This window comes from Streptomyces sp. NBC_00510, assembly GCA_036013505.1.
Classification (GTDB): Bacteria; Actinomycetota; Actinomycetes; order Streptomycetales; family Streptomycetaceae; genus Actinacidiphila.
Genome location: CP107851.1, coordinates 8,975,827 through 8,988,238 on the forward strand (window position 1 = coordinate 8,975,827; position 12,412 = coordinate 8,988,238).

Consider the following 12,412-nt stretch of genomic DNA (forward strand, 5'->3'; position numbering starts at 1 on the left):
AGTTGCCAAGTGGTAAGCCCTCCCCCACGCGCTCCACCCGACTGGAAGGGGTCCCCATGTCAGGACCGTTCCGCACCACCGCCCGGGTCCGCACCGCCGTGGCCGCCTGTGCGACGGCGGGTCTCGCCTGCGCCGGGCTCGTCGCACTGCCCGCGTCCGCCGCGGCGGCCACGCTCACCGCGCAATACCGGACGAGCGCGTCCGGGGCCACCGCGGACCAGAGCGAGCCCTGGTTCGAGATCACCAACCAGGGCACCTCGTCCGTGCCGCTCGGCGAGGTGACCCTGCGCTACTACTTCAAGGCCGACAGCCCCACCACCGCGTACCGCTTCGCGTGCTCCTGGGCGGTCAAGGGGTGCGCCAACATCACCGGTACCTTCGGCACCCTCGCCAACCCCACCGCCACCGCCGACCGTTACCTGGAGATCGGCTTCACCTCCGGCGCGGGATCGCTCGCCCCCGGGCAGAACACCGGCGACATGCAGCTGCGCTTCTACCGCGCGGACTGGCAGCGCCTGACCCAGTCCGACGACTACTCGTTCAACGGCTCCCAGACGTCGTACGCGGACTGGGACAAGGTCACCGTGCAGCGCGGCGGCTCGGTCGTCTGGGGCACCGCGCCCGCCGGCAACGACCCCACGACGCCACCCACGGATCCGCCGACCACGCCGCCCACCGACCCCAACGCGCCCGCGCTCTTCGACGACTTCAGCTACACCTCGAGCAGCGACCCCGCGCTGCAGAGCCACGGCTGGACCGTGAAGTCGGGCCAGGGCGGCCCCGGCGTGCCGGGCGCCACATGGTCCCCCCAGGACGTCACCTTCGTGGCGGGCACCGGAAGCAACAAGGTCATGAACCTGCGCCTCACCACCGACGGCACCGCCGCCGGCACCAAGGAGAGCGAGATCCAGACCAGCGCCCGCAAGTTCCGCAACGGCACCTACGCCGCCCGGGTGCGCTTCAACGACACCCCGACCGGCGGTCCCGACGGGGACCACGTCGTGCAGACCTTCTTCGCCTTCACGCCGCTCAACGCCCCGATGGACCCGAACTACAGCGAGCAGGACTTCGAGTACCTGCCCAACGGCGGCTGGGGCGAGCCGAGCAACATCATGTACACGACGTCCTGGGAGACCTACAACCCGGACCCGTGGAACGCGGTCAACACCCACTCGGAGAACCGCCAGAGCTACGAGGGCTGGCACGACCTTCAGTTCACCATCGACAACAACGCCATCACCTACTACATCGACGGCCAGGTCTTCGGCACCCACGGCGAGCCCTACCTGCCCGAGACCGGCCAGTGGATCGACTTCAACCACTGGCTCATCGACCTCGCCGGCCAGACGGGCAGCACCTCGCGCTCCTACAACCAGCAGGTGGACTACGTCTACTTCGTCAAGGACCAGGTGCTGACCCCGGCCCAGGTCGCCGCCAAGGTGGCCGCCTACCGCACCGCGGGCACCGTCTTCACCGACACCGTCCCGGGCAGCTGACCGGGCCCCGTGCCGCCGCCCACCGCCACAGGGGCGCGGTGGGCGGCGGCACGGACCGCCCCTACGGAAGCGACCGGCAGTACAACGCGTCCGGCGTGCGGGAGGAACCGAAGCGGCCGGTGTAGGCGATGCCCGCCGCGTACTCGCCGTCCGCGCACTGGCCCTTGTAGCTGCCGTGACCGAAGTCCCCGCCGGCACCCGACGCGGGGCGGTTGTCACCCCGGTCGAACCACACGGTGCGCCCGCCGCCGCCCAGGGCCGTGCCCGCGGTGGCGCACAGCGCGCTGGAGACGGCGGCGCCGCGGACGGCGTAGCCGACGAGGAACGAACCGGCCGGGCACTGCAGCTTGGTGTAGCCCGACGCCCAGTCCCCGCCCGACGGGACGTACCGCTCGTCCGTGACGACCTGGTACGCGCCCGAGGATGCCCACAGGTCCCCGGCGCCGGTGTCGGTGCACAGACCGCGGTTGCCGGTGTGGGCCAGCCCGATCAGCCGCTGCCCGTCCGGGCACGCCGCCTTGCGTGCGCCGGGGTCCCAGTCGGGACGGGCCCGCATGCGCAGGCTCTGCACGAAGTCGCCGTGGTCCGGGCCGAGCATCGACCAGCGGGCGACGGGGGCCACGTACCCGGTGCGGCCGGGGCTGCCGACGAGCCGGGACCAGGCGGCGGCCCGCCAGTCGTCGCCGTCGTACAGGCCCATCCGGTGGCCGGCGGCGTCCCAGTGCAGGAGCGCCCAGCCGTTGCCGTGGCGGTTCTCGTGCCAGCCGACCAGCGGCCAGTAGGCGAAGTCGGTGTCGGTCTGGATCAGGAAGTCGGTGAAGTTCGCGAACCACGCGCGGGACTTCTCGTTGGTCTCGTCCCGGCCGCCGACGCCGAACTCGCTGATCCACAGCGGTGCCGTGTAGTGCCGGCCGGTGTCCGACGACACGTAGAAGGCCTGCCGGCGCAGCTCCGCGTACAGCTCGTCGCGCCCGAGGTCGCTGTAGCGCGGGTCGTGGGTCTCGCCCATGCCGGTGGCGCCGCTGTGGCGGGGGCCGGTGTAGCCGTAGAAGTGCGCGGAGTACACCAGCTTCCCGGACCGGACGAGGGTGTGGGACAGCCGCTGGACGGGTTCGAGGGTGGGGCGGTCGTGGGGGAGGCCGTCGACGGGCAGGCCCGTCCAGTTGATGCCCTCGACGATGACCAGCAGGTCGGGGTTGGCCTCCTGGAGGATGCGGTCGCCCAGGTGCTGCGAGGCGGCGAACCAGTCGTGGTCGTCCCCGAGGCCCCAGTTGGGGTCGTCCCAGACCGAACGGCGCACCTCGTTGTACAGGTCGGCTCCGACGACGCGCTTGTTGTCGCGGTAGCGGCGGACCATGGACAGCCAGTCGTCCTCCCAGGCGGCGGTGGACTGAGAGGCGTTCCAGCGCTCGTTGCCGTCCACGCCGCAGCACCAGCGGGTGGTGTTGGTGTGGTTGTTGAGGATGACGGCGAAGCCCGCGTCCGTGAGGGCGGCGACCACGGCGTCGTACACCTGCAGCGGTGTCCTGCCGCGCAGTTGGGGGTTGGCCGCGACAGCCGTGTCGGTGACGGGGACGGTGTCGTGGATCATCTCGCCGGAGAACGGCAGCCGGACGCTGTTGATGCCGAGTTCGGCGAAGCCGGAGAGGATCTCGGCGATCGGCGCCCGGTCGAGGCCGAGCGGCATGCGGCCGGAGTCCTCGCCGGCGTGGTGGTTCGCGGGGTCGGCCGGATCGCCCGAGCCGTTCCAGGTGCCGCTGGCGCCGTGCCAGTTGCCGGACGTGAGCTTGAAGCGGTTGCCGTCGGCGTCGACGATGTAACGCCCGCGGGTGCTGAGCGGCGGGGTCCAGGACGCGGCGAGTGCGGTGGCCGGCGCCGCGGGGGCGGCGGGGACCGAGGGCTCCGGGTCCCGCGCGAGCGCGGTCGTGGGGGTGAGTAGGCCGATGAGGGTGACGAGCGCGGCGGCCACGGCCGTGAGGGGCCGGCGCGGTAACGTCGCGGCCACGGCTACGGCACCACGGTGTAGGTGTTGAGCTGGTCGACCGCGCTCTTCGGCGAGCCGAGGTCGTAGCGGTCGACGGCCACGTACGTGGGCTTCTTGCGGGCCGCGGGCTCGCAGAAGTTCTGGGTGCGGTTGAGCAGCTTGCCGTTGTCGGTGGACGCGGTGCCGGCGATGGTCGTGTCCCGGAAGTGGTTCATGACGAACAGCGGCCGGAAACCGGGCTCCTCGCGGGTGAGCGGGACGTTGACCCCGGCGCCGTACCAGCGGCTGTAGCAGGACCAGTCGGAGGTGCTCGCGCCGGAGCCCATCGACCAGTAGTTCTCCACGGTCCACTCCTGCTGGTACAGCACGCCGAAGCTGTCGCGCTTGAGGCCGGTGTCGGAGCCGCGGGTCCGGTCGGTGAAGATCATCAGCTGCTTGCCGCGCGCGGCCAGGTCGGCCATGGTGGGCCAGCCGTGCTCCCGTACGCCGTCCTGGTCGGGGCGGTACAGGACGTCGTACAGACCGTTCACCCGGGAGAGCTCGGAGCGCAGCACCTCGGGGGAGACGTAGTCCTCCAGGAAGACGGTGACGAACTGCCCCGGGTGCTGCCGGAGGAAGTCGACCATCCGTTGCAGGTCCACCCAGAGGGCGACGGGACGGCTGACCAGCGTGCAGCTGTTGTGACAGAGGATCGCGCCGTCCGGGGTCTGGTGGATGTCCATCATGAAGCCGCGGACGCCGTCGTCGAGTTGCTGCGAGATGCCGCGCGACTGGTTGGGGAAGAGGTTCACGAAGGGCGGGGCGAAGCCGCCGTCGACGCCGTTGGCGTAGGCGTTGTGCGCGGTGAGGAAGGTGACCTGGTCAAGGGTGCGCTGGTCGGCGGGCGGCATGGCGGCCCGGGGGAGCGGGACGGGTGTGAGGTACCACCGGGACAGCGGGCCCGCGGCGCCCACGCGCGGCCGCTCGGGGTATACGCCCCCGCTCGGCGCGTCGCCCAGGGTGAGGCGGTCGGAGGTGCCGGGCACGCCCAGGGCGTACGTGCCGTCGCCGGCCGCCGTGATCTCCCAGGCCGCGCTCGCGCCGCCGCACGCCACGATCGCCGCGTCGGCGCCGGAACGGCCGAGGCAGTGACTCGCGTCGTCGGTGCTGCGCAGTTCCTGCCCTCCGGACACGGCGACGGCCGTCCACTGCTGGCGGTCCTCGTTACCCTTGGGCCGGTGCAGCGCCACGGTGCCGCCGCTGTCGGAGGCGTTGAGGCCGTTCACGGCGCTCTGTACGGAGAGGGTGCCGCCGGGCGCGGGCGCGCCGGCCGCCGGTGGCAGCCCGGGAACGGTCACCGCGAGGACCGCGGCCGCCACCGCGCCTGCGCGGGGCAGGGAGACGAAGCGAGCGCTTCGAGAGGTAGTCATGCGCATGACATACCACCGGTAACGCTTGCCATGTAAGGGCGTGTTGGGCCTGGGGCGCCGGTTCCGGACGGGGATGCGGGCGTCGTCGACGGCGCCCGCCTTCACGTCGTGCGGACCGGCGCGTCATCCGGCTCCCGGTGCCGCCCGGACCGGCTCAGGCTTCGACGACGCCGGGTCCGACCCAGGCTTCGGTGGCGGCTCCGGGGCCGACCCAGGCCTTGACGACGCCGGGTCCGACCCAGGCTTCGGTGGCGGCTCCGGGGCCGACCCAGGCCTTGACGACGCCGGGTCCGACCCAGGCTTCGGTGGCGGCTCCGGGGCCGACCCAGGCCTTGACGACGCCGGGTCCGACCCAGGCTTCGGTGGCGGCTCCGGGGCCGACCCAGGCCTTGACGACGCCGGGTCCGACCCAGGCTTCGGTGACGGCTCCGGGGCCCACCCAGGCCTTGACGACGCCAGGCCCCACCCAGGCTTCGGTCGAGGCCTCGGACTGCGGGCCGGTGGCGGTGACGACCCCCGCGGCGATCAGCAGGGAGGCGGCGGAGAGTGCCAGAGCGGTGGCGGCGCGGCGGATCATCGTAGGTTCCCCCTTGGTCCCAGGTGTCGTTACCGACCGTGCTCACGAGGCTACGGCGATGCTCCTGGGCGGGGGATGAGCACGCGTGCTCATTTCCGCGCGGCGGAACTACTCAGTGCAGGCGGCCCGAATGCCTCTTGCGGAACCCGGCCCGACGCGGAACGTGCTGCTGCGGCGGTCGGGGACCGCCGCAGCAGCACGCGATCGACGGGGGCGGCGTCGCCGCCCGGCCGTCAGTGCAGTTGACCGTCGGGTGAGACCGACGGCGTCCTCGCCGGTTCGGGTTCGGGCTCGAGTTCGGCGGGGGGTGCCGCGGGGGCGTTGGCCCACGCGGCTTCGGCCGCCGCCGCCCAGGCGGGGTCGGCCCAGGACGTGTCGGCCCGCTCGTCGGGTTCGAGGACGTCCTCGCCGTACAGGTCCTGCAGCCAGTTGCTCTGGTAGATCGTGTCGAGGTAGCGCTCGCCGAGGTCCGGCGCGATCGCCACCGACGTGAGGCCGGGGGCGCCGTTCTTCTCGAGCCAGCTCATCGCGCCGCTGACCACGGTGCCCGTCGAGCCGCCGAACAGGAAGCCGCGGCGGGCCAGCCGGTGGCAGGCGCGGATGGTGTCCGCCTCCTCGACCAGGACGACCTCGTCGACGAAGGACTCGTCGAGCAGCGGCGGGTGGACGCTCATGCCCAGCCCGGGGATCATCCGCCGGCCCGGGGCCCCGCCGAACGTCACGGAGCCGACGCTGTCCACCGCGACGACCTTCACCGGCCGGGACCACTCACGGAACCAGCGGGCGCAGCCCATCAGCGTTCCCGTGGTGCCGGCCCCGACGAACACGACGTCGACCTCAGGGAACTGCCGTGCGATCTCCGGAGCGGTCGTCCGGTAGTGCGCCCGCCAGTTGCCCGGGTTGGTGTACTGGCTGAGCCACACGTACCGGTCGTCCGAGGCGCACAGCGCGCGGACGAAGTCCAGCCGCGCGCCGAGGTAGCCGCCGTGGGCGTCGGGGCCCGAGATGATGTGCACCTGGCTGCCCAGGGCCTTCATCAGGAGCCGGGTCGACAGGTTGCACCGTGCGTCGGTGACGCACAGGAACCGGTAGCCCTTGCTGGCGGCGATCATGCTCAGGGCCACGCCCAGGTTGCCGGACGAGGACTCGACCAGGATCGACTCCGGAGTCAGGATCCCCTCCCGCTCGGCGGTCTCCACCATCTCGGTCGCGGCTTTGAGCTTGATCGAACCGGCGAAGTTGAAGCCCTCGCACTTCAGGAAGAGCGGTTGCCCGAAGATCGACTCGAGGTCGACGAAGAGCTCTTCCTCGTTGAAGGCCTGGGGAACGGATATGACTGTCACGATGGCCTCCTCATCTGCAGCGCCTCTCCCGTCGAGACGGGGGAGCAGCGCGTCAGCGGCCGCTGTGTCCTGCACTGATGAGCTTGCGTGGCTGGACCGTTGGTCTTTCCCGGAGGTGCGTCCGCATGCGGCTCCTTGTCGTCCGTCGCCGTGGTTCCCGCCCCTCCGTCGGGGGCCCGGGCCCAGGTCCGGGGGCCTGGGTTCGTGGGGGCGGGGTCGCGGCCGTTCATCCGTACCGGCGCAGTTCGTGGAAGAAGTCGTCGACGACGCGCAGCTCGCCGGAACGCGCCACCTCGTCGTAGACGTACTTGCCGACCGCGAGGTCGAGGACTCCGAGGCCGAAGGGCGAGAACACCACGGGCCGGTCCTCGCGGAGCGCCACCCGTCCGGCGATCACGTCGTCCAGCGTGCCGGCCAGGAAGTCCCGGTTGCCCGTGCGCTGCTCCGCCAGGTGCGGCGACGTGTCCGCCTTCAGGCAGTGCTCGACGTCGTCGACCACGTTGGTCGAGCCGAGCACGATCTCCGGCGTGAGGTCGCGCAGCGACATGTGCAGCACGAGCGGCTTGTGCCCGAACCAGGTCATGTCCCGTACGTGGGGCTCACCGGCGACGGTGGCGAAGACCACCAGGTCGCTCGAGCGGATGAGCTGCTCGGGGTCCTCGTACAGGGTGATGCGTCCCGGGGCGCCCGTTTGCTCGACGTAGCCGCGGAAGCCCTTCGCGCTCTCGGTGGACAGGTCGTGCACGCCGATCTCGTCGAAGTGCCATCCGGTGCCCACCAGGTAGGTGTGGATGTAACGGGCGATCAGTCCCGTCCCGAAGAATCCGACGCGCTTCGGGCGCCGGTCGGGGCGGCTCAGCCGGTCGGCGGCCAGGGCCGCCATCGCCGCCGTCCTGGTGGCGCTGATGATGGAGCTCTCCAGGCACGCGATGGGGTAGCCGGTGTCGTGGTCGTTGAGGATCAGCACCGCCGAGGCGCGGGGGATCCCCGCCGCCACGTTCTCCGGGAAGCTGGAGATCCACTTCAGGCCGTCCACGCGCACGTCGCCGCCGATCGAGGCGGGCAGGGCGATGATCCGGGCCGTGGGGCGGTCGGGGAACCGCAGGAAGTACGACGGCGGGTTCACCGAGTCACCGGCGGAGTGCAGCCGGTAGGTGGTCTCCACGAGCTCCGTGATCTGCTTCTCGCGCCCGTGCAGCGCTCGCTGGACCTGGACACCGGGGACCACCGCGAACGGCGGTACGGTGAGAGGCCCGGAGGGCGTGGAACCCTGTGCGGCGGAGCGGTTGCTGGTCATGCGGTGGTCACCTCGACGGTCGGGGAGCAGTCGGCCAGGCGCACCGCGTCGGCCATGCCGACCAGCACTTCACGGGAGCCCTCGTAGGCCTCGCGGCTGTGCGCGGTGCGGATGTTGTCGACGAGCATCAGGTCGCCCGTCTGCCAGGGCTCGCGGGCGGTGTTCGCCTCGTAAACGGTGTTGAGCAGCTGGACGACGTCCGTGCCGATCGGGTCGCCGTTGCCGAAGCGGGTGTTGAACGGCAGGCCCTCGGCGCCGTACATGTCCACGAGGTACTCGTGCACCTCGGGGTCCATCGTCCATTCGTTGAGGAACGCGATCTGGTTGAACCAGCAGCGCCGGCCCGTGACCGGGTGGCGCACCACGGCACTGCGCCGCTGGCGGGTGCGCAGGGCCCCGTCCGGCTGCCACTCGAAGGCGATGGCGTTGGCGCGGCAGTAGTCCTCGACGGCGGAGCGGTCGTCGGTGCCGAAGGCCTCGGCGACGGTCGCCCCGATCTCGTCGTTGTAGCTGCGGGTGAGCAGCCAGCCCTCGCGCTCGAAGCGCTGGACCAGCTCGGACGGAAGCGCCTCGAGCACGGTCGGCGCGTCGGCCACCGCCGTCGCCCCGCCCTTCTCCGGCGCGGTCAGGCAGGCGAACATCATCATGCCGGGGAACTCGAGCCGGTAGCTGAGTTCATGATGCATGCACATCGGCTGGTTGGGCGGCCAGTTGGAGGAGGAGTACAGGCCGTCGGCGTAGGTCCGCCGGGACGCGAAGGCCTCCTTCTCTGCGGTCAGTCGGCCGGCCAGTCGCTTGACGACGCCTGCGGCCTTGTCCGCGTCGGTGAGCCCGAGACCGCGGATCAGGACCGAGCCGTGCTCGGCGACGACCGCGCGCAGCGCGTCGCGGTGCCCGTCGGCCCAGCCCGCCGGGTCCTGGACGGCCCCGGTGCGCAGGATCGGGGGTGAGCCGGGCCGCAGCTCGAGGTCGAGCAGGGACGGAGGGGAAGCTGAGGTCGACAACTGCGTCTCCTCTCGGTTGCCGTTCATGGGGAGGCCAGGAGTTCGGCGGCGCGCAGGACCGCCTGCGCCACCTCGTCCGGGCAGGTGCGGGGGAAGTGGTGACCGCCGCGGGCGAGCTCGTACAGGTCGACGTGCTCGGCCAGCAGCTGCCACTCGCGGTACCGGCGGGAGTGGTCCGCCGTGTACGGGTCGTCGGCGGCGACGACCACGGTGACCGGCGTGGACAGCCGCACCGGCGGTGCGGAGTCCAACGCGTCGGCGAAGTATCGGTGGGCCGCCACGCAGTCGTGGCGGTAGGCGGCGGCCACGTGCCCGGCACGGGCCCTGTCCAGCTCGGCGAGCTGGCCGTAACCGCCGTCGCCGCTCAGTTCCGCGGCGATGTCGGCGTCGCTGCGGCCGGTCAGCGCGTCGGCGGCGGCACGGCGCCCGGCGGAGTCGCCGAGCAGCTGCGCGCCGAGGAACACGCGCTGGACCTCCACGCCCCGCTCCCGCAGCCGCCGGGCGGTCTCCACCGCGAGGGCGGTGCCCGAGGAGTGGCCCCACAGCAGGATCCGGGACAGTCCGCGGCCGGCGATCTCCTCGACCACCGCGTCGACCACCTGCGCCATCGGCGCGAAGTCCTCGTCGCGGGCGGCCGGGTCGTGGCCGGGCAGTTCGACGGCGTAGACCGCGCAGCCGGCGGGCCGCAGGGCCGCGGCCAGCGGCTGGAAGTTCACCGCGTTGCCACCGGCGTACGGGAAGCACACCAGGGCGCCGTGCGGCTCGCAGTCCGGCTCCGACAGGGCCTGCAGCAGTCCGGGCCGGCGCGTCGTCCGGCCGTCGACCACCTCGGCGAGGTCGGCGAGGACCGGGTGCGCGGTGACGTCCTTGAGGGAGATCGCGCGGTCCAGCAGGATCGCCAGCCGTACGGCGGAAAGCGAGGTGCCGCCGCGGTCGAAGAAGTGGTCCCGGCGCCCGATCCGCTCCTGCGGGATGCCGAGCACCGTCGCCCACGCCCTCGCCAGGCGCAGTTCGGCGGGGGTGCCGGGGACCTGCACGTCCGTCCCGGCGGAGTCCCGCTCGGAGGTCTCCTCCGTGGCGAGCGCCGTCAGGGCCTTGCGGTCGATCTTGCTGTTGGCGGTCAGCGGCAGGCTCTCCTTCCAGTGGAAGGCCGCGGGCACCATGTAGGCGGGCAGGGAAGCCGCCAGGTGCTCGCGCAGCACGTCCGCCTCCGCGGGCGCGGGGCCCGAGTAGAAGGCGACCAGCTGGCTGCCGTCGTCGCTGACGACGACCGCGCCGTCGCGCACCCCCGGCGCACGGACCAGGGTGTTCTCGATCTCGCCGATCTCGATGCGGAAACCGCGGATCTTGACCTGGTGGTCCTTGCGGCCGAGGAACTCCAGCGTGCCGTCCGGGTGCCAGCGACCGTAGTCGCCGCCGCGGTACAGCCGCTCTCCGGAGTGGTGGGGGTCGGTCAGGTACGCCTGCCGGGTGCGCTCGGGGTCGTTGATGTAGCCGCGGCCCACGCAGACCCCGGAGAAGACGACCAGACCGGGCGCGCCCAGCGGCACCGGGGACAGGTGCTCGTCGACGACGTACACCCGCACGTTGTTGACGGGCCGGCCCAGCGGCACCCAGTCGGTGTCCGGGACCCGGTCCATCACCGCGTGGTTGGTGTCGTCGCTGGTCTCGGTCAGCCCGTAGGCGTTGACCAGCTTCACGCCGGGCCGCACGGCGAACCAGCGCCCGATGAGGTCCTTCTTCAGGGCCTCGCCGGTCACCGACACGCAGCGCAGGTCCGGCAGTTCGCGCGGCTGCCGCTCCAGGGCGGACAGGACGACGTCCAGGTAGGAGGGGACGAGCTGGAGGACGTTCGCCCGGCCCTCGACGACCTTGTCGAGGAAGCGGTCGGCGTCCAGGATCGTCTCCTGCTCCACCAGCAGGGTGCGTCCGCCGACGAGCAGCGCCGAGACCAGCTGCCACAGCGAGATGTCGAAGCACTGCGGGGCGGTCTGCGCCACCACCTGCCCCTCGCCGATGCCGAGGTCGTCGATCTTGGCGTAGAGGTGGTTGAGGAACCCCGCGTGCTCGCACATGGCGCCCTTGGGCTCCCCGGTCGAGCCGGAGGTGAAGTAGATGTACGCCAGCTGGTCGCGGGCGACGGCCACGCCGGGGTCCTCGCTCGGGTGGTCCTCGGCGTAGGCGTCCTCGACCGGCAGCCGCTGCACCTCGGGGAGCGCGGACAGCGCCTCGTCCAGCGTGGCGGTGCTGCCGCGCTCGGTCAGCGCCAGGCGGCACTCGGCCCGGGCCAGGGTGTTCCTGATCCGCCCGGCCGGGAAGTGCGGCTCGATCGGCAGGTAGGCGCCGCCGGCCTTGAAGACCGCCAGCACGGCCGCCAGCCAGTCCAGGTTCCGCTCGGTGACCACCGCGACCACGCCCTCGCGCTCCAGACCACGCGCCAGGAGGGCGTGCGCCAGGCGGTTCGCGCGGGCGTTGAGGTCGCCGTAGGTCCACTGGCGGTCCCCGTGGACGGCCGCGACCGCCTCCGGGTGCGCGCGGACCCGCTCCTCGAACAGCTCGTGCATCCGCCGGTCCGGCAGCTTCCTGCGCGGTCCGGCCATCCCGGTGACCTGCAGCCGGTTCTCCTCCGCCGACAGCAGGCTCTTGCGGGTGTGCTCGGCGTCCAGGTCGGCGGCGATCCGCGCCAGGGCGGCCACGTGGTAGCCGGCGACGCGGGCCGCGGCGTCCTCGTCCATGACATCGTTGGCGTAGCGCAGCCGCAGCGAGAGCCGGCCGCCGCGGTCCGAGGCTCCGACCCAGAGCACGGTGCCGGGGGTGAGCTCGACACCACCGCCGGACAGGTCGAAGACCGTCTCGAACAGCGGCTCGGCCAGGTCGAGCTCCTTGCGGAGCGCGTCGACCGGGAAGTCCTGGAAGGCCAGCAGTTGCGACTCGGCGCCGTGCGCGTCCAGCAGCAGGGACCGCCACGAGCCGGGACCCGCCGACAGCCGGCACGGCAGCACCGCACCGCCCGCGGCGACGTAACCGGTCACGACGTCGGCCTCGCCGGCGAGGGCTGCCAGCACCTTGGCGTGCGCGGCCAGCAGCACCGAGCCCACCGGGACGGCGACCTCCTCCGCCACACGGCGCACGGACGCCGTGAGGCCGTCGGGGACCGCCACCACGTGCTCGGCGGCGCCGGTGGCCGGTTCGGGAGTCCAGCGGGGGATCGCGGTGAACCCGCCCTTGACGAGCACTCCGCGCCAGAACTCCCGTCCGGCATGCGCTGCCATGTCCATCGACTTGCCTCCACTCGCGGTTTC

The 12,412-nt window shown here is 72.2% G+C and carries 8 protein-coding genes; 1 reads left to right on the forward strand and 7 read right to left on the reverse strand.

Features of this window, described 5'->3' with window-relative positions:
- The first annotated feature begins 56 nt into the window (after positions 1-56).
- Positions 57-1,496 (forward strand): family 16 glycosylhydrolase, encoded by a 1,440-nt coding sequence (locus tag OG937_40955; GenBank protein ID WUD77631.1) that lies wholly within the window; start codon positions 57-59, stop codon positions 1,494-1,496.
- Between the two features lie 61 nt (positions 1,497-1,557).
- Here OG937_40955 and OG937_40960 read toward each other — a convergent pair whose 3' ends face one another.
- The 7 genes from OG937_40960 to OG937_40990 all read right to left on the reverse strand — a co-directional run bounded on the left by OG937_40960 (position 1,558) and on the right by OG937_40990 (position 12,388).
- Positions 1,558-3,501 (reverse strand): glycoside hydrolase family 5 protein, encoded by a 1,944-nt coding sequence (locus OG937_40960; protein WUD77632.1) that lies wholly within the window; start codon positions 3,499-3,501, stop codon positions 1,558-1,560.
- A 2-nt stretch (positions 3,502-3,503) separates the two neighbouring features.
- Complete coding sequence (locus OG937_40965; protein WUD77633.1) at positions 3,504-4,895, reverse strand: PI-PLC domain-containing protein; 1,392 nt, start codon at positions 4,893-4,895, stop codon at positions 3,504-3,506.
- A 148-nt stretch (positions 4,896-5,043) separates the two neighbouring features.
- The gene (locus tag OG937_40970; protein WUD77634.1) at positions 5,044-5,466 is read right to left on the reverse strand and encodes a hypothetical protein; all 423 of its coding nucleotides are present in this window, start codon (positions 5,464-5,466) and stop codon (positions 5,044-5,046) included.
- A 233-nt stretch (positions 5,467-5,699) separates the two neighbouring features.
- Positions 5,700-6,809 (reverse strand): 2,3-diaminopropionate biosynthesis protein SbnA, encoded by a 1,110-nt coding sequence (sbnA, locus tag OG937_40975; GenBank protein ID WUD77635.1) that lies wholly within the window; start codon positions 6,807-6,809, stop codon positions 5,700-5,702.
- Between the two features lie 226 nt (positions 6,810-7,035).
- Entirely contained in the window at positions 7,036-8,106 is a 1,071-nt protein-coding gene (gene sbnB, locus OG937_40980; GenBank protein WUD77636.1) for a 2,3-diaminopropionate biosynthesis protein SbnB, read from the reverse strand.
- Positions 8,103-9,137 carry a TauD/TfdA family dioxygenase gene (locus OG937_40985; protein ID WUD77637.1) on the reverse strand — a complete coding sequence of 345 codons (1,035 nt, stop codon included), beginning with the start codon at positions 9,135-9,137 and terminating at the stop codon, positions 8,103-8,105. The genes sbnB and OG937_40985 overlap by 4 nt, the downstream gene beginning before the upstream one ends.
- A complete protein-coding gene (locus OG937_40990) occupies positions 9,134-12,388 on the reverse strand; it encodes an amino acid adenylation domain-containing protein (protein ID WUD77638.1) in 3,255 nt (1,084 codons plus the stop codon). Before OG937_40990 ends, OG937_40985 begins: the two co-directional genes overlap by 4 nt.
- Between the last annotated feature and the right edge of the window lie 24 nt (positions 12,389-12,412).